13 protein-coding genes are annotated in these 20,129 nt (G+C 45.5%); 8 read left to right on the top strand and 5 right to left on the bottom strand.

Annotation, left to right across the window (positions count from 1 at the left end; translation table 11 throughout):
• Positions 1 to 40 precede the first annotated feature (40 nt).
• Positions 41 to 673, top strand: a complete 633-nt coding sequence (locus tag AB8P72_RS07780; protein ID WP_102076762.1) for a cytochrome c — start codon at positions 41 to 43, stop codon at positions 671 to 673.
• A gap of 188 nt (positions 674 to 861) precedes the next feature.
• On the opposite strand, the gene AB8P72_RS07775 is transcribed toward AB8P72_RS07780, so the two are convergent.
• The 4 genes from AB8P72_RS07775 to tolQ all read right to left on the bottom strand — a co-directional run bounded on the left by AB8P72_RS07775 (position 862) and on the right by tolQ (position 4,603).
• The gene (locus tag AB8P72_RS07775; protein ID WP_369957566.1) at positions 862 to 2,154 is read right to left on the bottom strand and encodes a translocation protein TolB; all 1,293 of its coding nucleotides are present in this window, start codon (positions 2,152 to 2,154) and stop codon (positions 862 to 864) included.
• 133 nt (positions 2,155 to 2,287) lie between these two features.
• On the bottom strand, positions 2,288 to 3,304 hold the full coding sequence (locus AB8P72_RS07770) for a cell envelope integrity protein TolA (RefSeq protein ID WP_198328846.1): 1,017 nt from the start codon (positions 3,302 to 3,304) through the stop codon (positions 2,288 to 2,290).
• Between the two features lie 94 nt (positions 3,305 to 3,398).
• Positions 3,399 to 3,857 (bottom strand): protein TolR, encoded by a 459-nt coding sequence (gene tolR, locus AB8P72_RS07765; RefSeq protein ID WP_198328847.1) that lies wholly within the window; start codon positions 3,855 to 3,857, stop codon positions 3,399 to 3,401.
• Entirely contained in the window at positions 3,854 to 4,603 is a 750-nt protein-coding gene (gene tolQ / locus AB8P72_RS07760) for a protein TolQ (RefSeq protein ID WP_198328848.1), read from the bottom strand. The genes tolR and tolQ overlap by 4 nt, the downstream gene beginning before the upstream one ends.
• A gap of 519 nt (positions 4,604 to 5,122) precedes the next feature.
• Here tolQ and AB8P72_RS07755 point away from each other — a divergent pair.
• The 7 genes from AB8P72_RS07755 (at position 5,123) to guaD (ending at position 18,728) form a co-directional block, all read left to right on the top strand.
• The gene (locus AB8P72_RS07755; protein WP_191690933.1) at positions 5,123 to 6,418 is read left to right on the top strand and encodes an NCS2 family permease; all 1,296 of its coding nucleotides are present in this window, start codon (positions 5,123 to 5,125) and stop codon (positions 6,416 to 6,418) included.
• 885 nt (positions 6,419 to 7,303) lie between these two features.
• Complete coding sequence (gene putA, locus AB8P72_RS07750) at positions 7,304 to 10,552, top strand: bifunctional proline dehydrogenase/L-glutamate gamma-semialdehyde dehydrogenase PutA (RefSeq protein WP_369957565.1); 3,249 nt, start codon at positions 7,304 to 7,306, stop codon at positions 10,550 to 10,552.
• Positions 10,553 to 10,563: 11 nt separating this feature from the next.
• Positions 10,564 to 11,256 carry a 1-pyrroline-5-carboxylate dehydrogenase gene (locus AB8P72_RS07745; protein WP_144296897.1) on the top strand — a complete coding sequence of 231 codons (693 nt, stop codon included), beginning with the start codon at positions 10,564 to 10,566 and terminating at the stop codon, positions 11,254 to 11,256.
• A gap of 704 nt (positions 11,257 to 11,960) precedes the next feature.
• Positions 11,961 to 13,616, top strand: coding sequence for a xanthine dehydrogenase small subunit (locus tag AB8P72_RS07740; protein WP_305935574.1), 1,656 nt, complete (start codon positions 11,961 to 11,963; stop codon positions 13,614 to 13,616).
• Positions 13,617 to 13,656: 40 nt separating this feature from the next.
• Positions 13,657 to 16,227: a xanthine dehydrogenase molybdopterin binding subunit gene (gene xdhB, locus AB8P72_RS07735; RefSeq protein WP_369957564.1), complete on the top strand. Its 2,571-nt coding sequence runs from the start codon at positions 13,657 to 13,659 to the stop codon at positions 16,225 to 16,227.
• Positions 16,220 to 17,212, top strand: coding sequence for a xanthine dehydrogenase accessory protein XdhC (xdhC, locus tag AB8P72_RS07730; protein ID WP_369957563.1), 993 nt, complete (start codon positions 16,220 to 16,222; stop codon positions 17,210 to 17,212). Before xdhB ends, xdhC begins: the two co-directional genes overlap by 8 nt.
• 70 nt (positions 17,213 to 17,282) lie before the next feature.
• Complete coding sequence (guaD, locus tag AB8P72_RS07725; protein WP_305935571.1) at positions 17,283 to 18,728, top strand: guanine deaminase; 1,446 nt, start codon at positions 17,283 to 17,285, stop codon at positions 18,726 to 18,728.
• A gap of 99 nt (positions 18,729 to 18,827) precedes the next feature.
• Here the strand turns inward: guaD and AB8P72_RS07720 are convergent, their stop codons facing one another.
• Positions 18,828 to 20,000 carry a cupin domain-containing protein gene (locus AB8P72_RS07720; protein WP_305935570.1) on the bottom strand — a complete coding sequence of 391 codons (1,173 nt, stop codon included), beginning with the start codon at positions 19,998 to 20,000 and terminating at the stop codon, positions 18,828 to 18,830.
• Positions 20,001 to 20,129 lie beyond the last annotated feature (129 nt).

The raw sequence follows: 20,129 nt of genomic DNA, 5'->3' as shown, positions 1-20,129 counted from the left end.
CAATGCAATCGTAAAGAAGGCAATCGTGAAGAAAAAAGTCATGAGAGAAATGACCCCTAAACTGCTGACTGTGATGTTGCTGGGTGCGATGAGTAGTGCAGCACTTTTAGGCTGTAGTCAACAATCAGACGATGTACAAACGGTGGCAACTCTACATGAGCAAGACCCCATCGTAACGGACGATTATCAAGCAAGCCGTAATACCGGTAGCTGGGGCGGCGTTTACATGAGTCGTGAGGAGCTTACTGCACCAGCCGTCAATGTCGTTGATCACAGCTCGCTTCCTACTATGGATAATGATCCAAGTATTGCTGAATGGGAAACCAAGTTTGAAGGGACAAATGCCTTTGTGACAACAGATGGCAAAAAACTCTACCATGACTCTTGCGCAGCTTGTCATATGCACAAAGGCGAGGGTGCTTATGGTGCCGGCTATTATCCACCACTTGCCAATAACAGCAAAATGCAGTCAAAGTATTACATCATTGATATCTTAATTAATGGCTTTCGCGGTATGCCATCGTTCCATCACATGATGAACGATGAACAGATGGCCGCGGTCACGCAGTACGTGGTCACTGATTTAAATGGTTATACGGATACGGTCACCGCCGCAGATGTTGAACAATTGAGACACGCGGTGCCGCCGGCTAGTGATCCAAGTGATGAATAGGGATGAGTTATGTCACTTAGGATGTTAGCTCATAACTTTTAAAAGTGGATGGCTGATATAAGAATCAAGTTATCATTCTTGGTAAAATAAAAAAGCGCCCGATATGTTTATCGAGCGCTTTTTTATTTGTGATCATTTAGTATAGCATAACCCTATTTTACGCAATAAAGATGGCTAAATTATCTAAGTTATCTAGGGCTAGATGACCAAACTGGGGAGCGGATAGTACCTTGACCAGATTTACCGAACGCTTCGCCGCCGTTTAAGGACTTAATAGTCAGTACGCCTTTACCGCCCTGCTTTGAAGCAAAAACCACGCGCTTACCGTTCGGTGAAAAACTTGGTGCTTCATCGATACCTGTCGCGCCTAAGTTCGCAGTGATGGCGCCGCTACTGTTCATGATGGCAGCTGAACGACCACTTAAAAAGGCGATTTGCGAGCCATCGCTACTAAACTGCGGGCTGGTTGCATAGCCACTATTCGATACTTGCGTGGTACGGCCTGAACCAAACTCATAACGATAAATGCGTGGTTTGTTAAACCCTGCACGGTCACTAACAAAGACAAAAGATTTGCCATCAGGGGCATAACTTGGTTGTACTTCACTGCTTGGCCAATTGGTCAGACGTCGTGGTTGACCGCCACTAGCGCTCATCTCATAAATATCGGCGCTACCCTCAAAGCTACTAGAAAACAATATCTTGCTACCATCGGGCGAAAATGACGGACTAAGGTTGCTACCTGGGAATGGCGTCAATGGCGTAGCCCCGCCGTCGCTTACGCTTTGAATATAGATAACAGGGTGAGACTTATCGCGCTGGACTGAATAAGCAATGCGATTGCCATCAGGGGACCAAGTCGGCGAGAAGATAGAGCCTGCCACTTCTGTGATGGTTTTGGCGTTTTCGCCGTCCGCATCCATGACCTTTAAGCGCGAGATTTTCTCTTTGCCGGTGCCGATTTCTTCGATATAAGCAATACGCCCTGAGAAGTCGCCGGGAATGCCGGTGATCAGCTCATATACTTTGTCCGCAATCACGTGGGCGGCGTAACGCATACTTTCCTTATTATTATCAGCGGTTAACGTTTGCTTGCCTTCGATCACGCGTCCGGTTTTAACCTCAATGACTTCATAATCGGTGACCACTTTACCGCGATTGCTGCGCGTGCTACCGATGACAAGATAAGGGATGCCCATGCTTTGCCAAACGGGTAGGGTACCGGCTAACTCGCTACTGCTATGCGGCTGCTGCGGTAGGTTTTGACTGGTTACTTTTAGCTCAGTTTTGCTCAAATCATTTAAGATAATCGGTGATAAGGTAGAATCGCCAGCAAAGGAGACAAAAGCCACTTGGCTTTGTTGTACCGGAATCTCATAATCCAATTCTAAAACGACAGGCGCCGCCAAGACGCTAGGAGCAAGCAATAAGCTTGAGGTAGTGGCAAGTAAAGAAAGGCATAGTTTTTTATGAATGCGCATAACCAAGTCAAACTCCTAGATGGGGATAATTGTTTTTATAAATGCTAAATCAATGATAACGTTAAAATAATATCGCCGCGGGTGCAAGTTGCTTAAAGTAACGTTAGCAATAATATCGTGTGTGGGCAACTGCTTAATTGCGGCCCTTAAACTGTATGGTAAAAGTGGGGTATTTGGGGTCATCAGCATCAATCGGTAAGCTGCCGGTATTGAGCACCGCTTGTTTGGCGGCTTCATTGACCGCGCTATCAGGGCCTGACGCTGAGACATTCACGACAGCGCCACTGGAATTGACTGTGATGGTCAAGGTGGCACGCTGCGTTGAGCCTTTTGCCGCTGTCGGCGGATTATAGTTGCGTTTGATTAAATTGATGATTTCACTATTACTGGCGCCGCGACTACCGCTTGATGCCGAGCGACTGCTACCCTTTGCAGTACTGGAAGTGGTGGTGTCACCAGATAGTGTTGATTGACCATCATCTCCTAAACTAAGGGTCTGTCCTGCGCTACCTGAGCCGCCCGTATTGATTTCTATATTTCTATCATTGGCGGTAGGACGTTTAATCTTAGGAGGGTTATTTTGTTTATTACGAAAATCTCGCAGCCTTTTTTGCTCTTCTATCAGCTGCGCTCTTCTTTCTTGTTCAACCTGATCATGCTCATCTAGTACAGATTCATCCAACTGCGCTGCCCACTCAGCCATATTGCGCTCATATTCTTGATTTTGCTCAAGTAGGCGCTGGTGTTGCTCTTCGCTCATCAGCATTGGGCGAGGGTTCACCGCCTCGTCAGAACGAGTAAAAACAGGCACGCGCTGCGAAGTCGGCTCGCTTGGATTGTCGTAGCTGACGCTGTCATCAAAGCTGGTCTCTGGCATGCTGGTTGATGAGCCACTTGCACCACTATCGGCTGGCATCGCGCTCGCCGCTGCGGCACGATTGGCCAGTATCTCTCCTTGCATCTCAGCCAATTGCTCAGGAGATATCATCACGGTTTCGATGCTACCTGCGGTCTCGACTTCCATGTTTTGATACGTATAAGCTAGTATGCCAATCACAAGACCGTGTGCCAACAAGCTTAAAAGTGTCGGTAAAGTCAGCCCGTTACCTTCAGGTTCGGTCGGTACATAAACGGTGGGCGCATTACGCATAGTTGGGATACTCAAATACGATATTTATCAAATGAACGACTTTATTATAACCACTTGAGCCAATCAAGGTTAATCTAAGAGCAGGGTAGATAGATTATAAAGAAGGCGCGGGTAACGGTGCACCCGTCAATAGTCCTACCTTTTGGATGCCTGCTTGTTGCAAGGTTGCCATCAGTGTCATGATAGCGCCGTACTGATTGTTTTTATCAGCGTTAATCATCACTTGTAAAGGCTGAGCGCCGACGTCCGTATTTTGATTTTGCAAGTTGGTTAAGGTATCAATCAGTTCCGGCTCACTAATCGGCAGGTCGATATTGTTCTCATAACTGATAAAAATCTCGCCGCTATCGGTCAAGGAAACAATCACAGGCAGCTGACTTTGACTGATGGTATTGGTTTGCTCTTTTGGCAAATCAACATCGACGCCCGTTATCAGCATTGGCGCGGTGACCATAAATATCACCAGCAGCACGAGCATAACGTCGATATAAGGAACGACGTTCATCTCCGCATTTAGCGCTTTTTTCTCACGGCGATAAGGGCTTTGTTTCATAGACCAGTTACCTGAGTACTTTGGCTATTTTGAATGCTTTGATTGGTTTGGCTTACTTGCGTACCTGCTTGCGGAATCTCAATACTGGTCTCGCGTTGTAGCATGCCTGTCATCTCGTCACAAAACAAGGCGCGAGAGTCGTATAAGCGGCTCGCTTTGGCGGTAAAATGGTTATACGCCAATACCGCAGGGATCGCGGCGAATAAACCCATAGCCGTAGCAATCAAGGCTTCGGCAATACCCGGTGCGACAGTCGCTAAGGTCGCTTGCTCGCTTTGCGATAGCCCCAAAAAGGCATTCATAATACCCCAAACGGTACCGAATAAACCGACATAAGGCGCCACCGAACCAATACTTGCCAGCGTCGTTAGCCCCGACTCTAATAATTGCTGCTGACGACCCAATCCAACCCGCAGCTTACGCTCAACGCCGTCGATAATGTCATCTTTAGGCTGACGTTTTTTATGCATTCTTAGGTATTCAGAGAACCCAACATAAAAAATTTGCTCAAGCCCTTGGCGCTCAGGTGAGCCTTGGACGCCTTGATACAGCTTTGCCAAATCTTCCCCTGACCAAAACCAGGTTTCAAACTGCTGGTCAAAATTTCTGGCGGTACCAAGACGCGCACTCATACGAAAAATAATCACCCAGCTGAGCAATGACGCCAATAATAACAATGCCATCACAATCTGTACCAATAAACTGGCTTGGGTGATTAGGTCGATAATATTTAAGGATTCAGGCATGTAAGCGGCTCATGGATAATGAATAATAGTTAATCTAATAAGGGATTTTATATCAACCCGTTAGTGTACTGCTAAATCACGCAAATATCATTAATAATATGTTAATAGCAGTGCATAAATCGCTCTCAATAAATATATGAAAAAAATAATGACAGCACGAGTATTTTATAATATTGTCCATATGGTCAACTAATTTGCACTCTTATACTAAGAAGATGCGCCATTCATTGAAATTTTGAGCGAATTTCACTAGAATGTTATGGTTTGTTGCTGTCATTTTTCATGATGGTTCGTATTTACCAAATTATGTGTGGCTAACGGATTAAAAACATCGTCTCTAACCTTAGTGTATCAGCGTCATTTACAGTCGCAATCTGGAAGCGTCATTTATCGTCGCAATTTGGGTGTATTTTATATGTTTGTTTTAAACGCAGTATCGAGCGTCGCAATTTGGAAGCGACACTTATCAATACAGTTAAATAATGATAATTTACTTACTGCAATTTGGAAGCGACTCTTATGAACGCAATCGAACGCTATTTTGGTATCAATGGTCAAAACACCACGATCAAAACCGAGATTTTAGCCGGTGTAACCACGTTTTTGACGATGGCTTACATTATTTTTGTCAACCCTAACGTCCTTGCTGACGCTGGTATGGATAAAGGTGCGGTGTTTGTCGCTACCTGTCTTGCCGCCGCAGTTGGGTGTTTTATTATGGGGATTTATGCTCGCCTGCCAGTCGCGCTAGCCCCCGGTATGGGACTCAACGCCTTTTTTACGTACGGCGTGGTTTTAGGAATGGGCTACGCGTGGCAAACGGCACTTGGCGCCGTATTTTTGTCCGGTTGTATATTTATATTATTAAGCCTTTTTAAAATTCGTGAATTGATTATCAACTCTATTCCGGACAGTATTAAACAAGGCGTAGTTGCTGGTATCGGTGCATTTTTGGCCTTTATCTCCTTACAAACCGCAGGCGTCATCGTCAATAATGATGCGACGTTAGTGGGACTGGGCGATATGACCGCGTTCTCACCTGCGATGGCGGCATTGGGCTTTATTGTTATCGTTGGCTTGTCGCATAAAAAAATACCCGGCGCGGTAACGATAGGGATTTTATTGGTAGCGCTTATCAGCTTAATTACTGGTAACACACAATTCACTGGCATTATATCGGCACCGCCACCGATAGCGCCAACGCTGATGCAGCTTGATATTGCTGGCGCATTTGACGTAGCGATGATTAGTGTTATTTTTGCCTTTTTATTCGTCGATTTATTCGATACCGCCGGTACCTTGATTGCAACGACCAGTCAAGCAGGCTTAATTGGTAAGGATGGCAAAATACCTAATATGGGCAAAGCGCTACTGGCAGATTCGAGCGCCACGGTTGCGGGTACGCTACTAGGTACCTCATCGACCACCAGCTTTGTTGAGAGTGTGTCAGGTATTGCAGCCGGAGGACGTACTGGATTAGTCGCTGTGACGGTCGGGGTGCTATTCTTATTAAGTATGTTTTTTGCTCCACTTGCTGGTATGATTCCAGGCTATGCAACAGCAGGCGCTATTTTTTATGTCGCTGTACTGATGATGGGTACTCTAAAAGATGTTGATTGGTTAGATCTAACAGAGGCGGCGCCCGTTGTCGTTGTGTTGTTGTTTACACCATTAACCTACTCAATCGCTGATGGTATCGCGCTTGGATTTATTACCTTTGCTGCTATTAAAGTCGTCGCCGGTAAGTTCTCTGACGTGAGCATTCCCGTTTGGATATTAACGGCCGTGTTACTTGCGAAGATTGTGTTTATCTAAGATTGCAGTTTAAATTACAATCATTTTCAGTCATTTTTAGTCATTTGATAAATGCTCAGCTTTACGCATAAAAAACCCTTCTTATTTTAAATGAGAAGGGTTTTTTATGCGTAAAGAAAAATACTATAAACGGCTATCTTCGGCACGAAATAAAATGATTACGTTATTAATTCGCTCATACTCTGTATGGGTTTAAGTTAAATGGATGAGATAAATAAAGACAAGTCATTGATTCAAAAACGATTAATTAGCCATAGTAAATATAAATTTATAACTAAAGCGTCATTTCTAATAAGTGGTTAATAACCATTTGTTTTTAAACAGTATTTTGTTTGGTTAAAATAGGTAAATTCGTTAGTTGGAAATTTTTTTTCATGCTACCATGTCGAGGTTAAGCGCATCACCTCAATCAACGCCGTAGAGGTTTTTCTTACAGTGAATTAGTATTCTATAAGATGACAGATAAGTGTTTATTAGAACGTAAGATTGTATAAACTTAGGCTTCTATAAAACGTGCTTGCCTCTGAGCATCACCTCCTTTCACTACTAACAAGAAGAAGGCACTAATGCCGCTTAGCTGTTTGTTGTTGCCTTTATATTGTTAACGTAGCCCGTTTAACACTAAAACGACCTACTTGACCGTTTCCAGCCTATGCTGGATTTTCTCGTTTTATAATGGCGCTGTTTGGTCTTTTGTATATTGCTAATTGGCTTATTTCTATAGTTATTATTTATCCCCTATTCGATATCAAAGATGTTTGTTATCAAGAATAGTAGGGATGAAATTTTAAGAATGTTTAACAATAGTTGCCGCTATATCTTTAGCAATCAAAGCTCCCACCGCACCATTTATTATGGTTTTTAAACGATAGTTATGGAGTTGTTATGAACCCAGTAGACCAATTTACCCCGCAAGAGCCGATTTTATTTAATCCGCTCGATATATTAAAGCCAGCTTATCTCAGTCAATCGTCGAACGAGCTGTTCTCCCGTATTTCACCTTTATATAGTGTGGACGAGGAGCACTGGTTGACGGACTTGTTGCCGCTCGCTAAGCCAACGGATGCCGAGCGTGAAGGGGCTGCTACGCAAACTCGTCAATTGGTCGAACATGTACGTAATGATGGCAAAGCCGTAAAAATGGTTGATTCATTATTGCTTGAATATAGCCTTGATACCCAAGAAGGTATCTTGCTCATGAGTTTGGCAGAAGCCTTGATTCGGGTGCCAGACAATTACACCGCTGATGCGCTTATCCACGATAAAATGAGCGTCGCTGACTGGAAAAAACACATCAAAAATGACAATGGTTTTATGGTCAATGCCTCGACGTGGGGCATGATGATGACGGGCCGCGTTGTCAGTATTGATCGTGATACTACCGCTGCTGGGTTTTTGGACCGTATGACCAAAAAAATGGGCGAGCCGGTCATTCGCAGCGCCATGCAAAAAGCCATGCGCATTATGGGACATCAGTTTGTGCTTGGCGAAACCATTGAGGGCGCCAACAAAAACAGCCAGCCTTATCGTAATAAAGGCTATACCTATTCGTTTGATATGCTAGGTGAGGCGGCGATTACCCATAAAGATGCGGAAAAATACTTTAACGATTACCTGCATGCGATTAAAGCGACGGCCAGCATCAAGGTAAAAGAAGGTATGCCAAAGCCGTCAGTGTCTATTAAGCTATCAGCATTGCACCCGCGTTATGAAGCGACGCAAGAAGCGCAAGTGATGGGACTATTGCGTCAGCGTTGCTTGTTATTGATTGAAGCGGCTCGTGAGGTCAATGTCGATATCAGTATCGATGCCGAAGAAGCAGACCGGCTTGAGATTTCTTTAAAGCTGTTTGAGTCTCTTTACCGTGATAATTTAACCGCCGGTTGGGATGGCTTAGGGTTGGTGGTACAAGGTTACTCTAAACGTGCGATTGCCGTTCTGACGTGGCTTGCGCGTTTGGCAACTGAAGTCGGTGACCGTATTCCGGTGCGTTTGGTAAAAGGCGCATACTGGGATACTGAAATCAAACTGGCGCAGCAAAAGGGACTGTCCGGCTATCCGGTCTGGACCCGTAAAGAAGGCACGGACACCGCTTATCTTGCCTGTGCGCGCTTCTTATTGTCAGAGCATTTGCGCGGTTTGATTTGGCCACAGTTTGCTACCCATAATGCGCACACGCTTGCTTCAGTGATGACTATGAGCGCGCACCGAGAGTTTGAGTTTCAGCGTCTTCATGGCATGGGTGATGCACTTTATGACCATATTCTGCAAGCTTATAAAATCCCTGTTCGTATCTATGCACCCGTTGGCGCTCATAAAGACTTGCTACCGTACTTGGTACGCCGTTTACTAGAAAACGGTGCCAATAGCTCGTTTGTGCATCAGTTATTAGATAAGTCTTATCCGATTGATAAGCTAACGGTACACCCGTACGATAAGTTATTGACCAATGCTACTTTGCATAATCCTGATATTCCGTTGCCGCTAGATATCTATGGCGCGCGCCGAGCCAGCTTTGGCCCTAATATCTTTGTAGAGTCGCAGTGGCTACTATTCAAAGCCGCTATCGATAGCCATTTGCATAAAACCTGGTCGGCAACTTCTATTATTAACGGCAACGCAGTTGATGCACATAAAGTCGATGGCAATTCTGAAAAACTTGAGTCGCAGACCGTACGTGCGCCTTGGAATCATGAAGTCATCGCAGGTAAAGTCACCTACGCCAATGCTGATATTGCGCAGCAAGCCATTGATGCTGCCATTGCAGGTCAAAGCGTATGGCAAGCCGTACCTGCGGCAAAGCGCGCTGCTATTTTGCGCAAAGTAGCGGACTTGTATGAAGAAAACTATGCTGAATTGATGGCGCTTTGCCAAATCGAAGCGGGTAAAACCATGCAAGACGGCATTGATGAAATCAAAGAAGCGGTTGATTTTTGCCGTTTTTATGCCGATGAAGCAGAACGTCTCGACGCCAAGGTTTATGAGTTTACCGACTTAGCAGGCAAGCAATCACGTCAAGTGTATAAGCCGCGGGGCACCTTTGTTTGTATCAGCCCGTGGAATTTCCCCTTGGCAATTTATACCGGTCAAATCATGGCAGCGCTTGCCGCAGGCAATACTGTGGTCGCTAAACCTGCCGAGCAAACCAGCTTGATTGCTCATTTTGCTGTGCAGCTGATGTATCAAGCAGGCGTGCCGGTAGACGCTTTGCAGTTTGTCGTTGGCGCTGGCGAAGTTGGCGGCACGTTGACCGCTTCCGATAATATTGCAGGCGTTATTTTCACCGGTTCAACCCAAACGGCGCAGCATATCAATCAGAGCCTTCATCAGCAAATCAGTGGTGAGTTGCCAGTATTGATAGCCGAAACCGGCGGTCAAAATGCCATGGTTGTCGATTCAACCGCATTGCCCGAGCAAGTGGTTAAAGATGCGGTATTATCTGCCTTTGGTTCGGCAGGTCAACGCTGTTCTGCGTGCCGTATCTTATGTGTGCAAGAAGAAGTAGCGGACAATTTAATCGAGCTGTTACAAGGAACGATGGCTGAATTGGTCGTCGGCAATCCATTGTATGCGGCAACCGATGTCGGTCCAGTGATTGATGCCGACGCCAAACAAAGTCTGGACGCGCATATCGAACGTATGGCGGCTGAACCAACGGCGACGATCTTGGCGCAGACGCCGATGAGCGCAAGCTCAGTGGTTAGCGAAGAGCACTCTACCTTTGTCTTGCCAACCGCGATTGAAGTAAAAAGTATCGATGTGATTGGCGGCGAGCACTTCGGCCCGATATTGCATGTACTACGTTATCAAGCGCGCGATTTAAATAAGCTTATTGATGCGATTAATAGCACGGGTTTTGGTTTGACCTTAGGTATCCACAGCCGTATTGAAAATATTGCTGAGCATATCGAGCGCCGTGCCTTTGTCGGTAATACTTACATTAATCGTAACCAAATCGGTGCCGTCGTCAACGTGCAACCGTTTGGCGGTTGTGGTCTATCTGGTACAGGTCCAAAAGCTGGCGGGCCGCATTACGTTGCGCGTCTGATGCAGCTATGCACTGAGTCAGTCATTACTGAGCCGAACACGGCGGTAGAAAATAATAGCACTGAAACCCTTACCCAAATCGCATAAGGAGTAGCAAGATGGCGAATGAATTTAAAAAGAATCATGCCCAAGTTTGTGAAGCTTGGCGGTTATTAAGCGCGGTAGAGCGAGCAACTTATCTACAAGCGGCTGTTGCTAAATTGGCTTTGCTTACTGGTGACGCCAATAAAGCCAAGCGTTTATTTACCCATTTATTAAATGCCGCGCCGATGCTCGATGACGTGCAGCGTATGACGGGCGCAACAGGTGAGTCCAATGACTTGTACGTGACTGCTCGCGGCAAAACCATGGTTATCGGCGGCGAATCTGCTCGCGCGATGGCGGTACTTGGTCAGCTGGTCGCAGCTTTACTGACTGGCAACGAGGTGATACTGCATTGTCCAAGTCAGAGCGAGATGTGTATTGAAGCGGCAAAAATATTGCATGACACTGGCATCAGTGATGATGTATTAAGCGTTGCCAATGATTCGCAAACCATTACACTGCTATATATCGATCGATTGGCGCAAGTCGCGGTCGCTGGTAACCAAAGCGAAGTGCAAGCCATCAGCCAAGAGCTTGCTAAGACCGATGGTATCTTGACGCAAGTTATTGCAGTCACTGATATGGAGGGGATGTCAGAGATGCTAACGCCCGATTATCTGTACCGCTTTGTCACTGAGCGGGTAAGGACCATTAATACCACAGCGATTGGCGGTAATGCCAGCTTGCTCGAGCTTGGCACTGAGTAAGTGCTGTAAAGCTAAATAAAAAAACTAGTATTGTATAAGCGGCGGTCAGTAGCCATTTTCCAAGCAATTTGGGAAATGATTACTGACCGTTTTTTATTGTTTTATGAAAAATTAAGGATAAAATTAATCAAAAAGGTTGGCTAAAAATATATAGTATTAAAAAGTTTTTGAATTATTAAACAAAATAATGTGCTTTTTTGAGTTGTAAGTTAAATAAAGTTAATGCTAGTATAAGTTAACCGTTTAGTCAGCATTTATTCATTGAATGCTAATAGACAGCTTCAACACGGAATGTTGAGGTACTTTAAGCTAAAAAGGAGTGTGACCCATGCTTATATTCTCCGTTTTTTCGATAGGGTAGTTAGCTTTACCTTTACCTATACCCGACCTTTATGACCGCTTTTTAATTGACGCATAGATGATTGGTGAATTAAAAAGTTCAAACCGCAAACCGATTAAGCCTGAGCAAGTCAGTAGTCAGATAGGCAGTCAGCTTATTCAATACCCGTATAACTATCAGTATTGATGTAGGTATGATGATCGTCATCGTATAAACTTTATTAACATGATAATTGAATACTACCTTAGGGCGGTGTCGTAATCACGCCTAACCTTTGCAGATATTGATTGTTAACATTTTATATTCGATTTCAGATAAAACTATAGTTTTTATCTGCCTTTTATTCTGACAGCCGAGCGTTGCTATGATTCGTTTTTATTTGAACGGTCAGTACAAACAAGTCACTGATCTAAACCCGAACACCACCGTTCTTGAGTATCTGCGTCTGCACGAAAAGCAAACCGATACCAAGGAAGGCTGCGCGAGTGGCGACTGCGGCGCGTGTACCATCATGGCACAGCGCTTGCCTGCTCATGACGCAGACCAATCTACGCAAGCACCTTTTTATACCCTTAATGCTTGTATCACGCTACTGTCATTGATGGATGGTCATCATCTGATGACGGCCGCTTATATCGCCGATAATCCCGCCAATCACCCAGATCGCGCCTTATTGCACCCAGCTCAGCAAGCCATGGTTGATTGTCATGGCTCGCAGTGCGGCTTTTGTACGCCTGGATTTGTCATGACGCTTGCAAGTACTTATGAAAACCATCGTCTGCAAGTGGCAGCAGGGACAGTGTCGGACGATCTTAGTTACAATGATATTGTTGCTGCTATATCCGGAAATCTGTGCCGCTGTACCGGTTATCGTCCTATTATCGATGCAGGTTTAGCGATGGGTAAAATTGGCAAACAGCGCGATGCTGAGCAAATCATTGCTAAAGATTTAACGATAAAGCTGGCAACCGATGCAATGGCAAACAGCAAGCATGCTGCTAGCAATACTATTGAGCCTGTACTTACCGAAGCATCACGCAAACTTTTTATTCCGCAGACCATTGACGAGCTTAATCAGGTGTTAGCCGCGTATCCAAACGCAACTATTTGGGCGGGCGGTACTGATTTGGGGTTAAGCGTGACCCAGCACCTGGTCGATCATGAAGTGATTGTGCAACTGTCAGCGGTTGAGGCGCTAAAAACTTGGTCGCTACAAGACTTACATCAACATACTGATGAGAAATCTAGAGTTAATGTCGATAAAGTTAACAGCGACAAAGTTAATGGCGAAATGAAATCAGCAGCACAGTCTTTAATATTGGGCGCGGGCATGAGCTATCAGCAACTGCTACCTGTCCTTGAAGATTATTTTCCGAAATTTGCTCATTTATTTGAACGCATTGCCTCGCCGCAAATTCGCAATATGGGCACCATCGGCGGTAACGTCGCTAATGCTTCGCCGATTGGCGATTTGCCGCCGGTTTTATTGGCACTAGATGCGCAAATTCATTTGCGTCATTGCGCAGCTATTGATGGTAGTGATGCTAATAAAAATGGTTATATTGATGAGATTATACCTTTGCAGGCATTTTTTTTGGATTATAAACAGACCAAACTGCGCGCTGGCAGTTATATCGTGGCGCTGCATATTCCACTGTTACAAGACCATCAGCATTTATATGTTCATAAGGTAAGTAAGCGTTATGAAGACGACATTTCTGCTTGCTTATTGGCAGCAAGAATCGATTTGTCAGGAGATGGCATGACGATTAAAAATGCAAAATTCGGTCTGGGCGGTATGGCGGCGATTCCTTTATTAGCGACAAATTGTCAGGAAATACTGATTGGACAATCTGTTGATGTTGCCAGTTTTGAGGCGGCGGCGCAAAATTTGGCGTTAGATGTCTCGCCCATGACGGACGTTAGAGCCAGTCGTGAGTATCGTATGCATGTCGTGCAGCGCTTAATGATTAAATGCGGTAAGCAATTGGTCGCGGATATACAACCTGCGAGCGCTTAACGTTTATCGCTATTTGTAAAGAATACAAGGAAGAGACACTATGAGCCATCATTCTTCACTATTTGACAGTTATAGTATACGCCGACAGCGCCCGCCAAAAAATAAAATCGGTACGGGAGTCAAGCATGACAGTGCTATCAGCCATGTGATGGGAATGGCCACATACGTCGATGACATGCTAAAACCGCAAAGCACCCTGCATTTAGCGATTGGTAAAAGCACTCACGCCCATGCCCGTATCTTACATATGGATTTGAGTGCAGTATGGGCGGCCGATGGGGTGGTCGACGTTATTAGGTTTCAGAATTTGCCTGCTAAGACTGATATCGGCCCAGTGTTCGATGGCGATCCATTAATGGCAGATAAAGTCACCGAATACGTCGGTCAAACCTTATTTGCTGTAGTTGCAACCAGTCACCGTGCCGCCAAAAAGGCAGTGCTGAATGCGCTGATAGAATATGAGCCATTAGCAGCCATATTGACTATCGATGAGGCGTTAGAGCAAGCGCAGTTTGTACGGCCGAGCCACTTTATGCAGCGCGGTGATACGCAAGCTGAGCTAAAATCAGCACCGACGCGTATTGCAGGGCATATTCATATGCTTGGGCAAGAGCATTTTTATCTTGAGGGGCAGGTATCTTACGTTGCGCCTTGTGACGATGGCGGTCTTGAAGTTTATACGTCGTCGCAGCATCCAAGCGAAGTGCAGCAACTGGTCGCTGAAGTAGTCGATTTACCATTTCATGCAGTGACTACCATTGTGCGTAGAATGGGCGGCGGCTTTGGCGGTAAAGAAACCCAAGCGGCGGCGTGGGCGTGCCTGTGCGCTATCGTGGCTAAGCGCCAAAATGTGCCAGTCAGTATGCGCTTAGACCGCCAAGATGACATGGTCGTAACTGGCAAACGACACGAGTTTTCCAATCGTTATGAGGTCGGCGTCAATGAAGACGGACAGATACTTGGCGTCGATATGCAGCTGGCAGGACTATGTGGCTATTCGCCTGATTTGTCCGATGCTATTGTCGATCGGGCGATGTTTCATTGTGATAATGCCTATTATTATCCAGCCGCGCAGATAGCCGGTCACCGCTGCAAGACCCATACGGTATCCAACACCGCTTATCGCGGTTTTGGCGGGCCACAAGGTTTGCTAACCGCCGAATATATGATGGATCATATCGCCTATACCTTAGGCAGAGATCCGTTGCAGGTGCGTCTGGCAAATTTATATCAAAATGGTCAAAGCACCCATTATGGTCAGCCGATTGAGCATTTTGATTTGGCGACTCTTATGCAGACACTCGCAGAGGATAGCGATTACGATAAGCGCCGGCTAAAAATTATCGAAGCAAATAAAAAGGCTGAAGCTGAAGGCAATGATAAGCGCTGGGGTCTAGCATTAACGCCTGTAAAATTCGGTATCTCATTTACCGTGCAAACCCTCAATCAGGCTGGCGCTTTAGTGCTTATTTATACCGATGGCACGATCCAGGTCAATCATGGCGGCACTGAGATGGGGCAAGGATTATATATTAAAATTGCCCAAATCGTCGCCAACGAGTTCGATGTTGATTTGGATACGGTAAAAGCCACTGCTACTCGCACCGATAAAGTGCCAAATACCTCGCCGACAGCTGCCTCATCGGGTACGGATATGAATGGGAAAGCGGCGCAAAATGCCTGTATCACCATTAAAAATCGTTTGCTTAAGTTTGCCTCTGAGCATTTTCAAGTCAACGCCGAAGATGTCCGTTTTGAGCGCAATCACGTTCACATTGGCACTAAAGAAGTGCTTACGTTTGCAGATTTTGTCTTGCTCGCTTATCAGCACCGTATCAGTTTGTCTTCGACCGGCTATTATAAAACGCCCAAGATATTTTACGACCGCTCAAAAGCGTGGGGGCGACCCTTCTTTTACTTTGCTTTAGGTGCAGCCTGCTCGGAAGTTGAGATTGACACTTTGACGGGAGAGTACAAAGTGCTGCGCTGTGATATCTTGCACGATGTCGGACAATCGATTAATCCTGCAGTTGATATTGGTCAGATTGAAGGAGGCTTTGTGCAAGGTATGGGCTGGCTGACCACTGAGGAGCTTATTTGGGATAAAAAAGGCAAGCTTGCTTCTAACAGCCCCGCTAATTATAAAATTCCTACGGCACATGATTTGCCTAAACAATGGCGCGTCAAACTGTTTGATCGTAAAAATGAAGAGCGGACTATTTATAATTCTAAAGCTGTTGGTGAGCCGCCATTTATGCTAGCAGCGAGCGTTTGGTGTGCGATTAATAATGCCATCGCAAGCTTGGGTGATTATAAGCAGAACCCAGAGCTGACCATGCCTGCGACGCCAGAGGCCGTACTAAAAGCCGTCATGCGTCTGCAAGGTCAAGCGTGGGAAATCGCTTCTAAACCAGACACCGAAACCATTGAAAGCTTAACACCAGCTGACGATGACTGCGGCATTGATGACGATCGCGTACTGCCGCAGCAAGTAGCGCATGGTAAAGATATCGAACCGCCTGCGTCTGAAGGTCAATTGTTTGATGAAGAGCCTGAGGCGATAGAAAACCCCAACGTCGCAACGGCTCGTGGACCTGCGCACAGTGAATAAGTCACTTATCACGCCGATGCCACCAACGAAATGGTATGAGGGACTGGCGCAATATCAGCAGCAGGGGGTTGCCCATGTTTTAGCGACGGTCGTTGCCGTCAATGGTTCGGCACCTCGCGAACTACAGTCTAAAATGATTGTCACGCTCGATGATTGCTGCGATACGCTGGGCGGTGGGAGTTTAGAGCATGATGTGACGCTAACAGCGCGGCAACTATTAAATGGAGAGCTTGAGCCAAATAATTCGAAAGCCTCCTCTCAACCATTAAAAGCAGGCAGGTCTGCAAAAGCACAAGCGGTACGCCGTGAAGCAGTCTACAGCAAACATTATCCATTGGGCGCTAAGTTAGCACAGTGCTGCGGTGGTAGCGTGACGGTGATGTTTGAATGCTTTCATTTGACACCGCCGATGTCGCTATTGGTTTTTGGGGGCGGGCACGTAGCTACCGCATTAATGAGTATGCTGGCTGAGCTGCCATGCCAAGTGGACTGGGTAGACAGTCGTCCTGAGATGTTTGAGCGTTATTTGAGCGCTGAATCTGGCACAGCGGACGGACAGGTAAATGACCAATTACCAGCGCATATTCGTGTGCATATTGACGACGATCCGGTTGATTTTATTCGCCCATTTCTAGCTAATGGCGCTCGCAGGCTATCTATTAATAAAGGCACGCAGTATTTTATTTTAGTCATGACCCATGATCATAGTCTTGATTTTGACTTGGTGCGCGCGGCTTTAGATTGTTTGCTAGCTACTGATTCAAAGACTGCATTAAAGGAAAGCAGTGCGCGGCCTTATATCGGCTGTATTAGCTCGGCGACCAAAGCCAAGCGCTTTAGAGAAAAGTTGCTACAGCGCGGTTATAGCGAAAAAGTCGTTGATAAGGTAACGATGCCAATTGGCCTTGAGGTTGGCGGTAAACAACCAATGGCAGTTGCTGTATCTATCGCTAGTCAAATTTTGCAGCTATATCATCAAGCATAAATGTTATTTAAAGCGAACAGTTAGCAATAAAACTTTATTGCCTTTTACTCTATTTAGGTGAGACGCCTTTATGACCATACATATTTATCAAGCACGACTGCTGCATTATCTAACCGAAGACAATCTAGCTAAGAGAGAAAAAAGCACCAACAACAGTGATACAAGCACTAATGATACAAATACCCTTGATGCAACACTACCAGTGGTTGATAAAAACGTCATATTGCTCCCTGTAATCGCAGGCATTAATGTTTATCCTGAGTATATTGCCGAAGGTGCTTTGGTCGTCGATGATGTGAGTGGTCGTGTGCTAGATTATGGCAGTAAAAATGTGATCATGGCGCGATATGCCAGTAGTCACGCGCAAGAGGGCAAGGCGCCCGTAGAGATTCACGATTATCAAGACAAGCTTATCATGCCAGGCTTTATTGATACTCATGTCCACTATCCTCAGATAGATATGATTGCCGCTTTTGGTGAGCAATTGCTCGATTGGCTCAATAATTACACCTTTATCACCGAAGCCAATTTTAGTGACCCACAGGTTGCGCATGATACCTCAAAGTTCTTTTTAAACCAGCTGCTTGCCAATGGTACGACCAGCGCTTTGGTGTTTTCGACCAGTCATCCTGAGTCGGTTGAAGCGTTTTTTGAAGAAAGTACTCGCCTAAATACGCGCATGATTACTGGTAATGTACTGATGGATCAAAATGCGCCTGAGCATTTGTGTGTGCCGACTGAGCAAGGTATCCGCGATTCACAAAATATCATTGATAAATGGCATGAGCGCGGGCGTCAACATGTGGCGATTACGCCAAGATTTGCCATCACATCGACGCCAAAACAGCTGCAAATGACGGGTGAGTTATATCGCAGCTATAACAGTGTGTATCTGCAAACGCATCTGGCCGAAAACCTTGCTGAAATTGCCTTTGTACGTGAGCTTTATCCCAAACATACGGGCTATCTCGACGTTTATCATGATTTGGGGTTACTGGGAAGGCGAACTACTTTAGCGCATGGTATTTATCTTGAAGCATTAGAGTATGAGGTGCTGCGTGATACGGGGACGCAAATTGCCCATTGTCCAACGTCTAATTTATTTTTGGGTAGTGGTCTGTTTGATTTATCTAAGACTTTACGCTATACCGGTGTCAGTATCGCTACCGATGTAGGGGCGGGAACCAGTTTGTCGATGCTGACCACGTTATCGGAAGCTTATAAAGTGCAACAATTACAAAACAACCCATTATCCGCGCATCAAGGCTTGTATCAGATTACTTTAGGCAATGCCCAGTCGCTATTATTAGACAATAAAATTGGTAACTTTATGCCGAATAAAGAAGCGGATTTTGTGATAATAGACATGGGCGCGACAGAGCTACTCGCGCGCCGTATGATGCAGACAAAATCACTCGATGAGCAGCTATTTGTGCTGATGATGCTTGGCGACGATAGAGTGATTGAAGAAACAGTCATTGCTGGCATGAGCCGTTATAAAAAAGGCGCGGTATAAAAAAGGGGTGACATAAAATAAGCTGACAAATAGCCAGCTTATCTTAAGGTGAATTTTTTAAACAACACTCATAATTAGTGAGTGGTTATGGCCAGTATATTACTCAGGATAATCTAGCCACACCCAACCATTCTCTAACCATTCGCTTAAATCATCTGGGTCAATATTTTTAACATCTTGAGTTTGTAAATGCTCACCATTGGCCAAACGCATTAGCACAGCGACCGCAGCAGCATCCAAACCATCAAGGCGCTGACCATTGGCATATAGCGTTGCGCCATCATTGGTTTGGCTGTAAAGCAAACGATTGCTATAGTCGGCTTGTAGTGTCGCGCCATCTGATAAAGCCTGCATCAACTCATCGGTATCTAGTGTTTCTTCTGGCACCAACGCATCATATTGGCGCTTGCTGACAACTTCGGATACTGCTTGACGAATGATATCGTCGCCGCGCTCAGTTTGCAGCATTTGTAAGAGCTGGTCTTTAATCGCCTCGATACTGCTTGCTGTCAATTCACCTGACGTTTGCAAAGATTGAGGCAGTAGCATTGGTATAAATAAATCGCTATCGTTGGTAGCAATATCAGCCAGACTGTCGATGATTTGCATCAAGTTCGGACGACGGCAACCAAAAGAGAAGGTTAAGCAATCATCTTGCGCGACGCCAAAGTGCGATAATTTTGGTGGCACATAAAGCACGTCGCCCGCCTCTAATATCTCATCAAAGATAATCTCGCCCATATCATCGAACAATCTAATCGGCTCATCGGCGACAAACTCAGTGTTTTTATCACAAAATTTGCCGAGCTGCCAACGACGCTGACCGTAGCCTTGCGCTAAAAACACATCATAATCATCATAATGCTTGCCGACTGAGCCGCCCTTTGGCGCATAAGACACCATGATATCGTCGCGTTGCCACTGCGGAATAAAGTCAAACGCTTGCCACAATTGTCCGAGCTCAGGCGACCATTGCTCAAGGTTTTGCACCAGTACGGTCCATTGTTCAGGCAAATTGTCAAAATCGCTTTCAGTTAAGGGACTTTTTTTAAGTTGCCACTGCGCTAGGCCGTCTTGCTTAGTAGCGGCTTGGGTGAGCAGGCGTGCAGCTGCGTCTTCTTCAATAGCAAGGCCAAGCATATCGTCTGGCTCAAACATGCCAATTAGCTGCGGTAAGCCTTGTTTAATAAGGAGCGGTTTTTTTTGCCAATATTCGCTTAAAAATTGCTCAGGCGTGAGAGAGTCGGGCAAGCAAAGAGGAATTGTGGTCATTGATAAATCCATATCTAAAAATTGGTATAAGAGAAATAACAAGAGATGCTTTATAGGAAAGTTTTAATAGTTTATGATTATCGCCTAGCTGATAGCGAGTATTACCGTATGAATAGTTGCTGTCAGAAC

Source organism: Psychrobacter sp. CLB018, from assembly GCF_041222815.1.
GTDB classification, from domain to species: Bacteria; Pseudomonadota; Gammaproteobacteria; order Pseudomonadales; family Moraxellaceae; genus Psychrobacter; species Psychrobacter faecalis.
The sequence above is the reverse complement of the archived record's forward strand: the minus strand, read 5'-3'. Positions and strand labels throughout refer to the sequence as shown.